14 protein-coding genes are annotated in these 18,316 nt (G+C 45.3%); 5 read left to right on the plus strand and 9 right to left on the minus strand.

Annotated features, from left to right (window positions below; all coding sequences use genetic code 11):
* Positions 1–42: 42 nt before the first annotated feature.
* The 7 genes from KOE27_RS10265 to KOE27_RS10295 form a co-directional block, all read right to left on the minus strand.
* On the minus strand, positions 43–1,257 hold the full coding sequence (locus KOE27_RS10265) for a sugar transferase (protein WP_229252730.1): 1,215 nt from the start codon (positions 1,255–1,257) through the stop codon (positions 43–45).
* A gap of 12 nt (positions 1,258–1,269) precedes the next feature.
* Positions 1,270–1,659 carry a response regulator transcription factor gene (locus tag KOE27_RS10270; protein WP_215238800.1) on the minus strand — a complete coding sequence of 130 codons (390 nt, stop codon included), beginning with the start codon at positions 1,657–1,659 and terminating at the stop codon, positions 1,270–1,272.
* A 435-nt stretch (positions 1,660–2,094) separates the two neighbouring features.
* Positions 2,095–2,619: a hypothetical protein gene (locus tag KOE27_RS10275; protein ID WP_215238801.1), complete on the minus strand. Its 525-nt coding sequence runs from the start codon at positions 2,617–2,619 to the stop codon at positions 2,095–2,097.
* Between the two features lie 6 nt (positions 2,620–2,625).
* On the minus strand, positions 2,626–2,898 hold the full coding sequence (locus tag KOE27_RS10280) for a UBP-type zinc finger domain-containing protein (protein ID WP_215238802.1): 273 nt from the start codon (positions 2,896–2,898) through the stop codon (positions 2,626–2,628).
* Between the two features lie 75 nt (positions 2,899–2,973).
* Positions 2,974–4,632 (minus strand): FAD-dependent oxidoreductase, encoded by a 1,659-nt coding sequence (locus KOE27_RS10285; RefSeq protein WP_215238803.1) that lies wholly within the window; start codon positions 4,630–4,632, stop codon positions 2,974–2,976.
* 34 nt (positions 4,633–4,666) lie between these two features.
* Positions 4,667–6,064, minus strand: coding sequence for an ATP-binding protein (locus KOE27_RS10290; protein WP_215238804.1), 1,398 nt, complete (start codon positions 6,062–6,064; stop codon positions 4,667–4,669).
* A gap of 227 nt (positions 6,065–6,291) precedes the next feature.
* Positions 6,292–6,651: a winged helix-turn-helix domain-containing protein gene (locus tag KOE27_RS10295; RefSeq protein ID WP_229252731.1), complete on the minus strand. Its 360-nt coding sequence runs from the start codon at positions 6,649–6,651 to the stop codon at positions 6,292–6,294.
* A gap of 164 nt (positions 6,652–6,815) precedes the next feature.
* Here KOE27_RS10295 and KOE27_RS10300 point away from each other — a divergent pair, with 164 nt between their 5' ends.
* On the plus strand, positions 6,816–9,782 hold the full coding sequence (locus tag KOE27_RS10300) for a glycosyltransferase family 117 protein (protein WP_215238805.1): 2,967 nt from the start codon (positions 6,816–6,818) through the stop codon (positions 9,780–9,782).
* A 79-nt stretch (positions 9,783–9,861) separates the two neighbouring features.
* On the opposite strand, the gene KOE27_RS10305 is transcribed toward KOE27_RS10300, so the two are convergent.
* Positions 9,862–10,134, minus strand: coding sequence for a DUF983 domain-containing protein (locus KOE27_RS10305; protein ID WP_229252732.1), 273 nt, complete (start codon positions 10,132–10,134; stop codon positions 9,862–9,864).
* 437 nt (positions 10,135–10,571) lie between these two features.
* Between KOE27_RS10305 and KOE27_RS10310 the strand changes: the two genes are divergently transcribed.
* A complete protein-coding gene (locus KOE27_RS10310; RefSeq protein WP_215238807.1) occupies positions 10,572–11,201 on the plus strand; it encodes a response regulator in 630 nt (209 codons plus the stop codon).
* Here KOE27_RS10310 and KOE27_RS10315 read toward each other — a convergent pair.
* Positions 11,194–14,298 (minus strand): ligand-binding sensor domain-containing protein, encoded by a 3,105-nt coding sequence (locus KOE27_RS10315; protein WP_215238808.1) that lies wholly within the window; start codon positions 14,296–14,298, stop codon positions 11,194–11,196. The genes KOE27_RS10310 and KOE27_RS10315 overlap by 8 nt on opposite strands.
* A gap of 378 nt (positions 14,299–14,676) precedes the next feature.
* Here KOE27_RS10315 and KOE27_RS10320 point away from each other — a divergent pair, with 378 nt between their 5' ends.
* From KOE27_RS10320 to KOE27_RS10330, 3 genes are all read left to right on the plus strand, one after another.
* A complete protein-coding gene (locus KOE27_RS10320) occupies positions 14,677–15,207 on the plus strand; it encodes a gluconate 2-dehydrogenase subunit 3 family protein (RefSeq protein ID WP_215238809.1) in 531 nt (176 codons plus the stop codon).
* Positions 15,208–15,299: 92 nt separating this feature from the next.
* Positions 15,300–17,015, plus strand: coding sequence for a GMC oxidoreductase (locus KOE27_RS10325; RefSeq protein WP_215238810.1), 1,716 nt, complete (start codon positions 15,300–15,302; stop codon positions 17,013–17,015).
* A 139-nt stretch (positions 17,016–17,154) separates the two neighbouring features.
* Positions 17,155–18,312 (plus strand): MFS transporter, encoded by a 1,158-nt coding sequence (locus KOE27_RS10330; RefSeq protein WP_215238811.1) that lies wholly within the window; start codon positions 17,155–17,157, stop codon positions 18,310–18,312.
* Positions 18,313–18,316 lie beyond the last annotated feature (4 nt).

An 18,316-nucleotide genomic window follows, 5' to 3' on the forward strand; every position in this document is an offset into this window, starting at 1 on the left:
TGGCAATATATACGATATTGATCACAATATTATCAAAACAAATCAAACATTCTCGGACTGCAGCAGGGCGGGGAATGTCTTAAGGATGATTTTCAGATCCATCATAAATGAAAATTCCTTGGCATAAGTCACATCCAGCTGCGCACGTTCTTCTTCGGACATATCTGCCTTGCCTTTCCCTCTCTTGGTAACCTGCCATAATCCTGTGAGCCCTGCCGGACCTGCAAAACGCATGATTTTATCGTCGGTAGTCATTTTTTCTGCTTCGTACAATGGCAGCGGCCTATTTCCTACCAGAGACATATCTCCACGGAAAATATTCCAGAGCTGGGGAAGCTCATCCAAACTTGAATTTCTAAGGAACTGCCCGATGCGCGTGATACGCGGATCATTCTGAAACTTCATAAAGGCAGCTTTTTTGTCCTTCTGTGCCTGGAAAACCTTTTCGCAAATTTCCTTTCCGTCCAGAAAAAGCCTTCTGTTACAATTATTGCCTGCACGGCATTCCTCGCAAAGTTGGCTACCATCTTCCGATTCCAGCGGTTCGGAGGTTTTGTTATACATATTAAATGCAGCCATCTTCCGCATCATCTGATCGGCATCAGTCCGCATAGTCCTGAATTTCAATAGATTAAAGATACGATACCCGCTCCCCACGCGCTTGGACCTGTAAATAACAGGACCTTTACTGTCCAGCCTGATCAGCAAAGCAACCAGCAGCAGCAACGGAGCCAGCAGGATGAGCGCTGCACCGGTGGAAGCAATATCAATACCCCGTTTCCATAACGGAATCCCTGCACTTTGAAATTTGATTTTCTGCGAAGCACGTTCAGCAATATACCACTGCCGCTTATTGAAGTAGTGTAACCTGGTCAGCAGATCTCCATTCTTGAATTTTGCATCAAAAATATCGTCAGCCCGTAACAGTCTTGCCCTCTGTACCGCGCTTCTGGTGAGCTTATCCACCAGAATAACAAACGGGATATTACCTAACTTACCACTGTTTCTGATTTGCTCCAGCAGTTCCCATCCCAGCGCGTTCTCGTGGCCTATCACCACATCCGCAGGGAAATACTGCTCCAGAGCATCCATGGCGCCTTGCTTCGTATCAAAATACTCCACCTGCATGGATTCTCCGAATTTTTGAAGAAAATACATATACTGTTCAAAATCCCGGTTCAGGTATACAACCCTGAACAATACTGCTGGCACTCTTGTCTCGCGGACAGGAGTAGTCGGGTGAATCGCCAAATCCATTGTCTCAATCATTTATGAGTAACGTGCATTTCGTCGTAACACAGCATTGATCTTCGCATGTACTTCCATTGGGTTAAAGGGTTTCAGCATAAAATCATCAGCGCCCAGGTTAAGGCACTGAATACGCTCGCTGCTGTCATCGGAGCCTGAAAGTATGATCACCGGTATATCAGCATAGATATTACTGGCTTTTGCTATTTTAAGAAATTCCTTACCATTGAGGTTAGGCATCTGAAGGTCGGCAATAATCAGATCAGGGGAATTGCCCTGTTCAAGCCAAATCATTCCTTCCGAGCCGTCGTTTTTTACAACAACATTAAAATCATTTTTAAGAAAATGCTCTAGTATTTTACAGATGCTTGGTTCATCATCAATTACCAAAATGCTCTTTTTTAAATCCATAAGCGGGCAAATATTCTGAATAGTTGTAGGAAGATTAGACGCAGTTTTTAACTCCCAATCTGATTATCGTAATAAATTTGGAATTATCAAAGAGTAAAGTTAATGCAAAAAAATTGTAGAATTAATGAGAAGATAGCAATAATAAAACTTGGAGAGGGTAAAGGGAAATAAATCTTAAAAAGTTAACTGATTACCAATTAGTTAACGGTCGTTCAATCCACATTCACTTAACGAAATAATGCGACAAGGGTGGGAATATATTTCCTTGGTCGGAGTATTTATAATTTATCTTATTATAAATAAAGTCACTAATAGTACGAAATAGTTGGAAAATATCTCAGCCGGATGCATTATACATATTACCGGACTTTTATCCATTGCACACGCTGTGTGCTGCCAATAAATGAATTAGCTTAGGATCAATAAAAAAGTACTTTATTTTGCTTTGAAATAAAGCCCCACCGTTGTTGAATTTGGATAACTGTAAGCGGTTGTGGTGGTTTGCATGACAAACCTGTTTTTGAAGACATCTCTCGCCAGGATGGTCCATTGTCCGCGTTTGTCGGCAGCATCAGCGGCGGCTACCACGATTTGATCGTCCTCCTGCCTCCATACCAGCCGGGATCCTTCTCCGCCTTCATTGAACTTTCCTTCAAAAGTCCCGTTTTTGTGAAGACTAACCTCCACCATATACCTGTTGAACTCAACGCCCCCAAATTGCTGAATCATTTTTCCATCCTTGAAAATGGGAGCATCATTTGCCCGGATTTCATAAATCTCCCAGGATTTGACGCTGGTCAACATGCCCGCAGCTTCCTTTCCATTGCCCGCCGGCTGGTTACATGATACATATCCTGCTGCCGTAAAAAGCAGCAGGATATGTATCTTTTTCAGGAATATTTTTTTGGCTACTCCATTAAAAGCTGAGCAATCCGCTAATCTGTTAAATATTACTTTCACAATATACTATTCATATTCAACAAAGGCCTTATCCGGATAACACCATAACCAGTTTTCTCCGGGCTCTGCAGAAATTACCACCGGATGGTTGGTTTGAATGTAATGGCGCGTCATGTGTTTTGCGGGGGAGCTGTCACAGCATAAAGTAGCTCCGCACGACTGGCAGGTCCTTAAATGCAGCCATTCACCTCCTACTTTAGTACATTCCTCACAAACGAGCTCCTTGGGCTGCACGATCTCCGTAATGCCAGAGATATGTTTACAAATCGGGTCTTTCATAATTTCAATCTGATGTTTTGAGGTAACGGATTGCTTCCGGATTATTGCGAAAATAGCATAAAATCATGAACGCGATTATATCTCACTCAGGTACTGATGCACAAAGCTGATCGCCATGGACCCCTCTCCCACTGCGGAAGTTACCCTGTTCATAGCACCGGCACGTACATCTCCCGCGGCAAAAATCCCTGGACAACTGGTTTCCAACAAGTACGGATCTCGGTTATTTTTCCATACCTGTTTGAAATCGTCGTATCCTTTCAGTTCCCTGCCGGTTTCAATAAAACCCTTGTCATTTTTGATGATCTCAAGTCCCACCCAATCCGTGTATGGCCGTGCACCGATAAAGATAAAAAGTGCATCAGCTTTTACCCAGCGCTCCTCCGAAGTATTCAGGTCAACCAGTTGCAGCCCCTGCAAATGTTCCTCACCTCTGGCTTCCAGAATCTCGGTACAGCCAAGTATGGTTATATTATTTGTATTGTCGATCTGATCAATCAGATATGCCGACATAGATGAAACGAGGTCAGGCTTCCGGATAATGATATAGACATTTCTGGCAAATTTGGATAAGTACATGGCTGCCTGCCCCGCAGAGTTCCCTCCCCCGAGAATGTAAACATCCTTTTCGCCACAGGAAACGGCTTCGGTACTTGCGGCTCCATAATAAATACCGCTTCCGGTAAAATCAGGGATTCCTTTGGTTTCGAGCTTCCGGTAATCAACCCCCGTAGTGATCACCACCGCTTTGGCCGTGATCTCCCGGTCGTCTTCCAGCACAAGCGTTTTGTAATTATCTTTCAGCTTTATTTCCTTAACAGACTGAGGCGAAAGGAATTCGGTCCCGAAACGCGTGGCCTGAGTAATGGCTCTCCTGGCCAGCTCCGACCCGCTTAATCCGGCAGGAAATCCCAGGTAGTTTTCAATCCTGGAACTTGTTCCAGCCTGCCCTCCCGGCGCTTTTCTTTCTATCAGCAAGGTACTTAAGCCCTCCGATGCGCCATACACCGAAGCCGCCAGTCCGGCGGGGCCTGCACCAATGATAACCACGTCGTAGACCGACTGCTTCATATCTGCGTTCAGACCAATCTTGCCGGCAATATCTAAAATTCCAGGTGTTTTCAGTAAAGCCCCATCCTCAAAAATAACCACAGGTAAATCCTTCGGTTCAAGGTTATTGGTGGAAATGAACTGTGCTGATTCATGAGCGGCTGCGTCGAGCCAGAGGTAAGGTACCAGGTTGCCCGCCAGAAAGTCCTTGATTTCATGAGATTTGGGAGAAAACTGATACCCAATTACCTTAATACCCTTAAAATCAGGACGATAATTCATCTGCCAGTCGCTCAGCAGATCATCGATGGCCGGATAAAGCTTTTCTTCCGGAGGATCCCACGGTTTCATGAGATAATAATCCAGCCCCACTTCGTTAATGGCTTTAATAGCTGCCTCCGTATCGGAATAAGCTGTCAGTAACACGCGCTTAGCCTCTGGAAAAAGCAGCATGGCCTTTTCCAGAAAATCAACGCCCTGCATTTCGGGCATACGCTGGTCCGAAATAAAGATGGCTACTTCCTCACCCTTATTCTGGAGATCCAGCAAGCTTTCCATAGCCTCTTTCACGGAAATCGTGCTGAGTACTCTGTACTTATCCCGGTAGTGCGCTTTCAAATCACGATTGATCGCACGCAATACCTGAGCATCATCGTCTATTGAGAAAATAATCGGCAATCCCATAAAAATCTTCCTTCAAAAAGTTATTTCAGTTTTATTAATTTATTGGAAAACAAACCAGAAACTCTGTATGCCCTGGTTCGGACGACAACGTTACGCTTCCCTGGTGCTGCTTCACGATCCGGTTTACAACGTCCAGGCCCAGACCAGTTCCCTTGCCTATCTGTTTAGTGGTAAAAAAAGGATCGAATATTTTGGATTTAATGTCTTTTGGTACCCCGGCGCCGTTATCAATCACAGCTATTTTAACAAATTCATTCTCCTTCCAGGTTTTAATGGTAAGCTTTGGGTTGGGCTGGCCCTCAAGCGCATCGGAAGCGTTATCGATCAGGTTGGTCCAAACCTGGTTGAGTTCCCCTTCTTTTCCTGTAATATGCGGCAGGTTTTCTTCGAACTCCTCGGATAACTCAATGCCAGCTTTTTTAATTTTATGATTCAGCATTACGAGGGTATTTCTGATCCCGGTATGAATATCTACAAGATCCTTATCTCCACCCCTGTCCATGTGAGTAAATGTTTTCACCGAGCCGATCAGTTCCGCAATGCGCCTGGATGCTTCCTGGATTTCAGATACCATCCTTTCGGTTGTGAAATTGGTGTTAATCCAGTTCAGTACCGGTTCCAGGGCGTTATCAGGCAGGCAGCTTTTGAATTCCTCCAGGTCTTTGGTTTCAAATCCAAACTCAACAAAATTTTCGGCAATATCCATCCCGTCCTGGATATTCTGATCATACAGCCAGTCAGATATCTCGTCTTCCTTTTCGGAACGCTGCATCATCGTCAGCACGGGACGCTCCTTGCGGCCCAGTGCCTCAAACATTTTATTACTCAGCGTATCTATTGATTCCGAACTCAACTGAATGGATATCAATTTTTTAAACCCCTCAGGTTCCAGCTGCAAGTGTTTTTTGAGCGAAGCTGAGCCACGTACAATAGCTGCAGCAGGGTTATTGAGTTCGTGCGCAAGCCCGGCGGATAGTTTGCCCAGCGCCATCATTTTTTCGTTTTGCTGTTCAAGCTCTGTAAACTCCCTGACCCGCGATGTCATCACCACCACCAGTGCCTGGGTGAGCTCGTAGTAATGTATTATAAGCTCTTTCAGCTTTTCTTTCGGGAAAGTCATAATCTGGGAATCCACCATACATTGGGTAAATGCTATGGAAATCTTCCCCCTCGAAAAAGGGAGAATACCCGTAATGGTTCCTGCTGGTAACTCTGAAATACTCAGCTTGTTATTGGCTTGTATCCGGTAAAGTTCAATTTTACCGCTAATGATGATATGCGTTCCCGTAAGCGGCTCATCGGGTTTGGCAAGGAATTCTCCGGCTTTCAGTACATAGTGGCTGCTGTTGTCGATCAGCCACTGCAACTGTGTTTCCGGCACTTCCTTGAAGAAACTTATCTGTTGTAAATCGTTTATCTGAACATCCTTCATAGAGCTGGGTTCCCTTTAAAATACACCAAGGTTTTACCTGGCCAAGTTAGTCAAAAAAAATCTACACCAGCTATAAATTAACTCGTCATCCTGCCAAGAATGCGGTTGGAGCATCTGCATTCACAGATCAAACCTTCATCAATACTTCTCCGGATTTTAAGCACACCCCGGACTTTTATGCGTGCATTCTGCATTTTTAAGGCCCATTATCTGCCGGGTATACAGCATCATATCAGCTGCAGCAATTCACTTTCGGCTTCCACTACTTTCATCAGTTTTCGGTTGAGCTCTTTGTACGCTTCTATTACCTTACGTCCCGTCTCGGTCAGCTCGGTTCCTCCACCCTTCTGGCCGCCTTTGCGGGCCACAACATAAGGATTTTGACCCAACGCGTTCATTTCATCTACCATGGCCCATGCCTTTTTATAGGACATACCCATGTCCTTGGCCGCTTTCGCCATGGAACCTGTTTCTGCTATACGTACGAGGAGCTCCAGCCGGCCAGGGCCGAAAAATTTGACGCCATCCACATACACCCAGTGGCGCATCCGTATTTCTACATTTCTGTTCATAGGTGTTTCCTGCATCTGTTAAATAGAGTTAAAATCAAGGTTTTACTACCATTCCTTAACCTTTTTTAAGACTATGCCCCTCCGCTACCCGATTTGGCCTCAGTAGTTTTGGTCTATCAAATATGATGAAAATTTCCGGGAATCGCCTGTTCCGTTTTCTTATTAACCAAAACTACCGTATGAAGAGATTTAACAATTTAAACAACCTGACCGGCTGGCTGGTATTTACCGTTGCCTTCGCCACTTACAGCATCACTGTTGAAAGGACTGCCAGTTTCTGGGATTGTGCCGAGTTCATTGCTGCTGCCTTTAAACTCGAGGTACCTCACCCGCCTGGCGCACCATTTTTTCTGCTGATCGGGCGTATTTTTTCACTGTTAGCACTCGGTGATCTGTCACAGGTGGCCTACTGGATTAATATGGTCTCGGTACTCAGCAGTGCATTTACCATTCTTTTCCTTTTTTGGACCATTACCCTGCTGACAAAAAAAATAGTTGCAGGACCAGACTCTATCCCGTCGCCTGCTGATACCTTCCTGATCATGGGTGCAGGAGTAGTGGGAGCGTTGGCCTATACCTGGTCCGATTCGTTCTGGTTTTCGGCCGTGGAGGCAGAGGTATATGCCATGTCCTCCTTTTTTACCGCGATTGTGATATGGGCAGTTTTCAAATGGGAACAAATGGAAGACCCCGCAGCAGCCAACCGCTGGCTGGTTTTCATCTCCTATCTGATCGGACTTTCTATTGGAGTGCATTTGCTCAATCTGGTTACCATTCCAGCTCTGGCATTGGTATTCTATTTAAAAAAATACCCTAAACCGGGAGTTGTGGGTGGTTTAATTGCCCTCGGCACAGGCATGGTCATTCTGACAGTCATCAATACCGGTATCATTCCCGGTTTGCCCGAGATGGCCGGGAAGTTCGAGATCTTTTTTGTCAACACCCTCGATCTTCCTTACAACTCAGGTGTACTATTTTTTATCATCCTTTTTCTGGGATCCCTCGTTTGGGGGATACGGTTCTCACATCTGAGGGGTATGCCGGGCCTGAATACAACCCTGCTTTGCCTCGCATTTATTCTAACGGGTTACACTTCTTACCTCATGGTACTGGTACGGTCGGGATACAATCCGCCGATCAACGAAAACAGCCCGGACGATGTACTCAGTTTTGTATATTATCTCAAAAGAGAACAGTATGGTAACCGTCCCCTTCTTTACGGCCCCTCCTATGTAGCCCGGCCAACAGGGCTAAAGAAACTGTCTCCGGTTTACCGGAAAAAAGACGGCAAATATGCCATTATTGATTACCGGCAAGAATACGAATATGCACCGGGGAGCAGCATGCTTTTGCCCAGGATGTACAGCTCGCAGCCGGGACATCCGGAGTTATACCAATCTATGACTGGATTGGCAGACGGGCAAAAACCTACAATGGTGCAAAATCTTTCGTTCCTGTTTTCTTACCAGATGGGTACCATGTACTGGCGTTATTTTCTGTGGAATTTTTCGGGAAGAATGGGTGACGCCCAGGGCGCCGGAACTTTGTTGCCATGGGACGCTTTTAAGGCATTCCCGACGTCCATCTCAGCAGGCAAAGCGCACGACAATTATTTTATGCTCCCGCTTTTACTAGGTATTGCAGGCCTGTTGCTGCTTTATTTCCATCAGAAAAAGGACCTGATCGTACTCGCGATGTTATTTGTGCTTACGGGTATCGGGCTTGTTGTATATCTGAACTCGCCCCCAACGGAGCCGCGCGAGAGAGATTATATCTACGTGGGCTCTTTTTATGTCTTTTGCATCTGGATCGGGATGGGCGTAGTTGCTTGTACACAGGCGTTCAGCCGCGTCCTTAAGCAAAAGGGCATCAGGGCTATTACGGCCACTGCCTTGTGTCTCGGTGTTCCCATGCTCATGGGGATCAAAGGCTGGGACAACCACGACCGCCGAAACCGCTTCCATTCTGTCGATTTTGCCAGAAACCTGCTTAGCTCATGCGCTCCCAATGCGATCCTATTTACCGGAGCCGATACCGACACCTTTCCGCTCTGGTACGTGCAGGAGGTGGAAGGCTTCCGTACCGACGTCCGTGTTTGCGTACAAACCTTTATGGGAGCCGACTGGTATATCCGTCAGCTGCGACGAAAAATTAACCGGTCGGATGCTCTACCCATGACACTGGAAATGGCTAATTACATTACCGGGAAAAATGACATCGTTCCTTTTTATGAAATACCTGGTGTGAAGTCCGGCATTAATCTTAACGAATATCTGCAACTGATCAAACAGGATAACAAGGCGCTGCAGGTTCCGCTTACAAGTGGCGACATGACATCCGTTTTACCTTCTTCGGTACTTTTCCTGCCGGTGAATACCGCTGAGGTAGATAGCATGAAAATTGTAAAGAAAGACCTGCAGCCCTTTATAGGGAACGCCATGTACTGGACCATCGGGAACAAAGACCTTTACAAGGGGGATCTGGTGATGCTGGATATCATCGCTACCAACAATTGGAAGCGGCCTATCTATTTTTCTTCTACCATGGGAAAATCCAATCATCTTGGCCTGACAGAGTACATGCAGCTGGAAGGGTATGCCTACCGCCTGCTTCCGGCGCGGGTAGAGGGGGCACAGGATGGTTATGTAAATACCGATATCATGTTTAACAACATGATGAACAAAATGGCCTGGCGCGAACTCAATAATAAAGATACCTACTATGATGATACCTACCGGGGCGCGCCCATTGTGACAGCCAGAATGTCATTTCTGCGCCTTGCCGAACAACTGGTAAACGAAAAAAGGATAGCCGAAGCCAGGCAGGTTGCCGAAAGGGCTATTGCCGTAATGCCGGATGACACCATACCGTACGACCAGGCTTCGGCAGGTTTTACAGGGATCTTTTTTGATATCAACGAACGTAAGAAGGCTTTACAACTGGCAGATACCATGGCCAGGCGGTCAGACGAGAACCTGCGCTGGGCCAGGCAAAATCCGGACTCTTCCATCATCGATGTGAATGCGGACCTGTTTATCCTACAATCCATCGTGCGCTCCTGCAGACATGCCGGGGAGGATGCCGCCGCCGAAGAATATGAACGTATTTTCAAAAAGCACCTGGTAGCTTTCAACTACATTCGGTAAGGAAAAAATAAAAGAAGTTTGATCTCCCCCCTCAGATCAAACTTCTTTGCAAAAAAGTTCTGAATTCTATTTTTGCATCCTATTCTTCCACAACCTTTTCATGTGTCGGTTTGATGAATATTGCCAGCCACGAACGCCTCGCCATCCGGTAAAACAAGGGCGTGAGCAGGATGAGGACCGGAATAATACTGACCAGGAAATAGTTGAGATAGGCTTCAAAAAAATTAACAAAAATCAAAAAATAAACCAGCATAAAAGCCACGTAAAACGCGTAGCTCATATACAGCGCCCCCTGATAAAACCCCGGCTCCGGCACAAAATTCTGACCGCAGTGGGGGCAACTTTTATGCATTTTATCAAAATTCCGGGTATAAGCACTTCTGGTAACAAAAAAATCCCCCTCCCCGCATCTAGGGCATTTGTTAAGAACCAGACTTGAAAAACGATTATGGCTGCTCACGATTTCTCCTGTTAAAGTTAAAAATCAACCCGTGTACGGGTAACTCTCCTATCCGCAAATATCGTAGAACAAACCGGCACTACGGTAAGACATTCTACGCATTGTATGGTACAAATCAACGATTCCGGCGGACACAACACACAGAGGTAACGCAGGAATACAAAGTACTATTCAATTAAAATTACTTCTCTATAATTTGTAGTATTAATTTAATTTTGAGTAATCAGGGTGCTAAGTCCAATTTGTACTATCAGACTAGTTACTTTATTAGGGATTTCATTAAATTTGTACTATTATTCGTATAATTGATATTCTACCCCCACTGATTTATGCTTAACGTTTTGCTAGTAGACGATCATTCAATTGTAAGATCGGGCCTAAAACTTTTACTAAGAGATTCCTTTCCTTCAGTTAAAACAGACGAGGCATCTAATGGTAATATTGCACTGAAGAAAATTACAGCCGACCATTATGATCTCATTGTGTTGGATATAACGCTTCCCAATACCGATGCCCTGGGGCTGATCAGCAGAATTATCACACAACGACCTGACGCTAAGATACTTCTGTTCTCCATGGTCTCGGATTATGCCTCTATAAAACGTTACATTAAACTGGGTGTGAAGGGGTATGTAAACAAAAACAGCGAAGATGATGATATTCTTTATGCTATTAAGGCGGTACTGAACGGCAAAAGGTATGTTAGCCAGGAGATCATGGAAGCCATTCTGGACGACAAATATTTCTCTGGTTCCGATAATCCATTCGACCTGCTGACAGAAAGAGAGTTTGAAATAGCACGTCGTATATTAGCCGGTGACAACCTTACTACCATTGCTCAAACGCTAAATATCCATACTTCTACCGTTGGAACCCATAAATCCAAGGTTTTTGACAAACTTAAGGTCTCCAATATCATTGAGCTTATGGAGCTTGCCAAAGCACATCAGCTTATTTAGTTCCTCCCTCATCTTTCAAACGAATATTGGCATTCAGCGTGGTGGAAGTTTTGGAGTATTCCAACGTTCCCTCCAAGGCACGAAGTGCATCCTTCATGATGATGTGCCCGAACTGTGAATTAACTTTAGACGACTCAGCATCGCCCTGTAGGTAGGTATTCATATTGAGGATCATCTCATCGGACATACCCGTCCCGTCATCCGAAACTGTAATGACGACACAATTGCCCTCCCGAACAGCCAAAATTGAAATATTCCCATATTCCGTATTTTTATTGGCATTGTCGATCAAATTCCTTAATACGGTTTTGAGTAAAAACCGGTTGGTGAAAATCTTCAGGTCCGGAGAAATGCCATTGTTCAACGTATTGTTGTTCTGATTCAGTATCTCTTTATAAAGAAGGGAAAGTTCGTCCACCACTTCTGCTACCGAAAGTTCCTCCTTTTCAACAGGCTGATTTTTGTCCAGCGCGGCCATCCAGTTCATAAGCTCTTCGGTAAAATAATGAATTTCCTTAGTGGAGCAGTCCAGCTGAACAATCACCTCCCTAAGTTCCTGGCGTGTATAGTGGGTCCAGTTTTTTGCCAGATGCGCCGAATTTTTATGCAGATATCGTAACGGTGAGCGCAGATCATGGACCAATATTGAAAAAACATTCTCCTTGTCTGAAAGAAGGTTCTGCAGCTTGTTCTCCGATGCCTGTAAGTTCTTGTAACTGAGCTCCAGACTTTCTATAAGTAATTGCTGGCTCTTTGATCTTTCGGCAATTTTCTCCTCCAATATGGCATTTTGTCTGATTATGTAACGGTATCTGAACTGAAACCCCAGCCAGATCAGCACACAGACCAGTATCGTACAGATTACCCTGAAAATGGTGGTTTCATACCAATATGGCAAAACCGTAAACCGAACATCATGATAGATATATGCTGGTCTGGCATTGATGAAAGAAAGTTTTCTTAACCTTAAGATGTAATCCCCGGGTAACAGTAGTTTTAATTCAATTTTCCCATCTACAATCGGCGCCCAGACATTCTGCACCTGGCTGACGAAATATTCGATTTTCAGATTATCAGCTTTACCATAATAAGGAGTAGATACATAGATAAGCAGCTGTGAAAACCCCCTCGGAACCAGCAGGTTTTCGTCCAGATCATGAAACGTAGAGTCGTCGATCTGTATGCGGTCTATGTATATTTTTTTGTCAGGATACATGAGTGAGACCTTTTTCGGATCTACGGAAATCATACCTTTCAGTGATGGAAAAAACAAAAGTCCCGCATCATTTTTGGCTGCACAGGGCGAACACCCGCCGTTAAACTCATAACCGGGCAGCCCCTGTATTTTGTCAAATGAATGATAATAGGCCATCTTGTTTTTATCGATGGCACTTTCCAGCAAATTTTTCCGGGATACCACAAACAAACCGTCATTGCTGGTGACCCACATACGTCCCTCACCATCCTCCATAAAACAATGTGTGTATTTGAGGCTTTTATTCAGGTCAAGGGGAAGTTCAATTGTCTTGTCTCCACTGAGCAGAAACAATCCTTTTCCGTAAGTTCCCACAAAAATATTGTTCCCTGAATCTCTGTAAATGGACCTGACCTGTAATTTGGAGCTGGAACCTATCGGTGAGAAACTCCCCGATGCAAGGTCATAACCAAAAATCCCCCGATTTGTCCCAATCAGGATCCTGCCCTTTTCAACAAGCATACACTGCATGATCATATCTCCGGGTTGCTCAATTGTGCCGGGCGTCAAGTCCAGCAATATTTTGATTTGGTTATTTTCAAGATATCCCAGCTGGCTCCTGGTCACAAAATACAGCCGATTTCTGTTTGCCAAACTACTCTGCATCGCACACAACTCGTCCTGAAACCAGCCTAGTTTTTCTGATGTAACAAAATCCTTCGTTTTAAATAAAAACGCAGACGCATTCTGAGCCCTTTTAGAATAATAGATCCATCCATCGGCATCCCTAAATAAAAAGAAAGGCACAACATCCGCATGCTGCTGGAATTTCCTGCTGTTTAAGTGATAGGTATAATCCGTATTGATGACCTCATCACCCTTTGTTGTTATCGCGTAAGTATTGGTGTAGGCAAGCGTTGCGTCAGGACTATACGTGATGGCCTCGAACAGCTTGGGATAAAAAAGATAAAGCCCGTCTGTTGAACTTCCAATAGCATAAATACCAGTTCCCGGTATCTTGTGTATGATCTCTATATTATGGCAGGGCAGATCTTTTATGACCATTTTAAGACCAAGCCCGAGCCGGGGAATAAGGTATATCTCATATAAATTGTTATCCCTCACCAGATAGTTATTGGCCAAAGCCAGGTATAAAATCCTGCTTTTCTGGTCAAAACTGATGCCGGTTTCGATCGGTCCCGCGTGGAGATATTTGCCATTCTTCATAAATGAGGCCTGCCCCGAACGGTTTAAAAAACAAAGTGTATCAGAAAACTGCAGCATTAAAGAGTTCTGAATCCTTTCTGAAGACACGTACCCGGCTTTTGAAGCGGAAAAAAAATTGAGAACACCTTTATCGGTTTTCGGATCATGAAAGTAAGTCCAGCTTGTGCCGTCGGAGGTCTGAGCATTCGTCACAGGATTCGTGACCTGCGGATAAATGGGGTTTCTTTTCAAAAACTCGCTTTTCCTGATCTCGGTCACATGGGCATTGTAAAATCCTATTATATGAACAGAGCTACTGTCATCAACCGGTTCAAACTGCAGCCCATCCCCTTTCTGCCTGAAAAGTTTGTCTCCCTCATCCTTAAAATAGACTCTGTGATGATTGTCAACTCCAATCCAACCGATCCGGTCCGAAAACATGGAGGGAATTTGTGTCGCATTTAATACAACAAATTCGCGTCCATCGAAGCGCGTAATACCTGCCTGCGTGGAAAACCACAGATACCCCTTACTATCTGTTACGATTCCATCGATCGAATTCTGAGGCAATGAGTTTTCACTGTTATAATGCTTGAAGGAATATTCCTGGCCATACAAAGAAGCAGGATAGGTAAAACAAAATCCAACGAAGAGGATCCGGAAATAAAACCCGGCAAGAGAAAGAAGATGTCTCACAAACAATTAATCAGCTTAAAGAAAATTCTGATGCAACTTAGTACTTATCCCACGTCTCATTGATGATTACGTAAGTTAGAAATTTTATTATCCAATCAAGCAAATCCGGAGAAAGTAAACCGGGCAGCTGTACATTCAGCAGGATTCTGCCCCGATTTACTTGTTTTATATTCAGTTTAAAACTTTTATATTCGACATTTTATAGACCTTGAAATTTATTTCAATGCAATGTCCTGATCTATCATCTTCGCAATGGGAACAGTTTGTCAACCCATACCCTCACCGGATTATTGCATTTGTATCTGCATTCCGGACGTACACGTTAACGATCAGAACAAAACACTAAGCATCTTAACCACTAACCATAAATCATTGAAAATGAATCGTAGAGAAGCCGTTCAAAGGATTACGTTTCTGCTGGGAGGGGCCATATCGGCGCCGCTCATAGCAGGTGTAATGGGCGAAAAACTGAACTTCGGACCATCCCTCCTGATATCTCCCGATCAGGAAATTTTGCTGGCCGAGGTGGCCGAGGTCATCATACCGGCAACAGGGACCCCGGGAGCAAAAGCGGCAGGAGTCGAAAAATTTATAACACGTGTGATGCGCGATTGTTACATCCGGGAAGACCAGCAAAAATTTTACGACGGACTGGAAAAAGTTAATAAGACCAGCCTCGATGCGTACGGCAAAGCTTTTACGGCACTGGATACCACTCAAAAAAATGAGGTCCTGAAAAAGACAACGGTATCCGACAAACCGTTTTTCCTCCTGATGAAAAGCCTGACCGTGACCGGCTTCTTCACGTCAGAAGCCGGTGCCACACAGGCGCTTGACTACTTACCTATACCCGGCCGCTTTCAGGGATCGTGGCCGATGCCAAAAGGACAAAAAACCTGGGCACTGTAAGTTTCAGAAACCGGGCTTATGAAATGAACACAATCCCGTAAGGATGTGCCCGATCAGTGATGTGAAAAATAGTTTTAATTGACAAAAAACAAATGGCGAATTTAAATATTGATGCGCAAAAAGAATTAACCTACGATGCCATTGTGATCGGCTCGGGGGTATCTGGCGGCTGGGCAGCTAAAGAACTCACCGAAAAGGGTTTAAAGGTACTGATGCTGGAAAAAGGCAAAAACCTGGAACATGTAACTGGCTACGAAAACGCTTTAAAAGCACCCTGGGAATCGCAATACAACGGCAGGCTGACGATAAAACAAAAGGAAACACACCCCTTCCTTTCCAGGGATTATCCTTACAATGAGATGACGGAGAAGTACTGGATGAACGACTCCGATTCCATGTACGAAGAAAAGAAGAGATTTGACTGGTTCAGGCCTAATATCGTAGGAGGAAAATCAATCATGTGGGGCAGGCAGTCGTACCGCTGGAGTGACCTGGATTTTGAAGCTAACCTGAAAGACGGGATCGCCGTTGACTGGCCCATACGTTATAAAGATATAGCTCCCTGGTACTCCTATGTAGAAAAACACGTGGGTATTTCAGGAGAAAAACTCGGGCTCCCCCAATTGCCGGACAGCGACTTCCTCCCGCCAATGGATATGTACTTCGTTGAAAAGGAGGTACGCAAAAGACTGGAAAAAGAGTTTCCGGGCCGACACATGACCATAGGACGGGTTGCGAATCTTTCAAAGCCTACCAAAATACAACTGGAAGGAGGCCGCTCCCCATGCCAGTACCGCAACCGTTGCTCGCTTGGCTGCCCTTACGGCGCCTATTTCAGTACACAGTCCAGTACGCTGCCACCAGCCGTAAAAACCGGCCTTCTTACCCTCCGTCCCGATTCCGTAGTGAGGGAAATTGTTTATGACGACAAGAAAAAAAGAGCAACAGGAGTGCGGGTAACGGACTCGGTTACTCTGGAGGAGAAGGAATATTTCGCCAAACTGATCTTTGTATGTGCCAGTGCAATTGGCTCTACGGTAGTATTGCTGAACTCTACCTCGGACCGTTTTCCCAACGGAATGGGAAATGATTCTGGTGAACTGGGCCATAACCTGATGGACCACCATTTCCGTACCGGGGCCAGCGGGGTCTGGGAAGGCGACCTCGACAAATATTACTTTGGAAGAAGGGCAAATGGTATCTATATCCCCAGATATCGTAACATAGGAAACGACAAGCGCGAGTACCTCCGTGGCTTTGGTTATCAGGGAAGCGGCGGACGCCAGGGCTGGCAGCGCAATGTTGCTGAGCTTGCCTTTGGCGCCGATTTCAAAGAGGAACTCACTACACCGGGACCATGGACGATGGGCTTAGGTGGATTTGGCGAAACATTGCCGTACCATGAGAACCACATGTACCTGAGCAAAGACAAGAAAGACAAATGGGGCATGCCAGTGGTTGTTTTTGACGCAGACCTGCGTGAAAATGAACATAAAATGCGTAAGGATATGATGGCTGACGCTGCTGAAATGCTGGAAAGGTCAGGGGTGAAAAATGTAAAAACTTACGACAACGGCTCTTATCTGGGTATGGCCATCCACGAAATGGGAACTGCCAGAATGGGGCGCGACCCGAAAACTTCCGTACTTAATGGCAACAATCAGCTACATGCTGTTAAAAATGTTTTTGTCACCGATGGGGCCAGTATGACTTCGGCATCCTGCGTAAATCCATCCCTTACTTACATGGCCCTAACGGCCAGAGCGGTTGATTTTGCCGTAAAGGAAACGAAGAAAAAAAATCTGTAATCCGGTTTGAAACAAAATGGCGCGGAGAAATCCGCGTCATTTTTATTTCGTTATACAGGATATGCTTTGCCCAAAACTCATAGAGGGAGTAATTAATGCAAAATTGTATTAATTCTTAGTCCTCCCATTTTTTCCTGACATGCCTGCCAACAATTCCATTTCTGCTTCTCCGGTAATCAAATCTGCCCGTACGGCTACTCTGTTAATATTCCTGGTCTGCGGAATTGGAATTTCCAGTTGGGCTCCCATGGTACCTTTTGTTAAAACCAACCTTGGGCTCAGCGAGGCAAATCTGGGTATTGTACTCTTATCCCTCGGGGCAGGAGCCATTCTTACCATGCCCTTTACCAGTCTTTTCATCAACCAGTATGGCAGCCGTAAAGTATCCCTGGTCGCTGCTGTGGTGATCGCTCTCATGTTACCCTTGCTTCTTATTGCTGGTTCAGCGTTTTCTCTTGCCACTGCGTTGTTCGTTTTTGGAGCAGCCATCGGCACAATCGACGTAGCCATGAATGCACATGCCATTGTAGTACAAAACAGCTATGGCAGGCCCATTATGTCGGCATTCCATGGAATGTTCAGTCTGGGAGGACTTGTTGGTTCCATTGGCCTGGGATTTCTGATCAAATATGGTTTATCTCCTACCGTTGCCGCAATCAGTATTTCTGTCCTGCTGCTCCTGATTGCGATTACCCAATATTCCCGCTTGCTGCCGCATACAAAGGAAAGCCGGGTGGATACATTCAAGTTTACCTTACCCACCGGGCCCGTACTACGGCTTGGGCTGATGTGTTTTGTGTTATTTCTGGCCGAAGGCGCATTGCTCGACTGGAGCGCTGTATTTCTCCAGTTCTCCCGTGGATTTGATCCATCCCTATCCGGTATTGGCTTTGCTTCGTTTTCTGTTGCTATGGCAGCGATGCGCCTTACCGGTGATAAAATCGTTCACAGACTCGGAACCCGAAAAGTGGTAGTACTAGGTACTCTGATGGCTGCTGCGGGTTACTTTATGGCCGTCTTGCTCCCATATTCGTACGCCGCACTAATTGGTTTTACTTTCATAGGACTGGGTGCGGCCAATGCCGTTCCGGTATTCTTCACCGCTGCCGGGCGTATTTCCGGCATACCAGCAGCTGTGGCTCTTCCCGCCGTTACAACGCTGGGTTATGCCGGCCAGCTGGCAGGTCCGGCGCTTATTGGTTTTATTGCTGAATTCTCCTCATTACCTGTCGCTTTGGGTTTTGTGGGCATACTCCTGCTTCTGGTAAGTATTTCGTATTCCGCCCAGCCGGAATAATACC

Origin of the sequence: Dyadobacter sp. CECT 9275, from assembly GCF_907164905.1 — a bacterium.
In the GTDB taxonomy this organism is placed as follows: Bacteria; Bacteroidota; Bacteroidia; order Cytophagales; family Spirosomataceae; genus Dyadobacter; species Dyadobacter helix.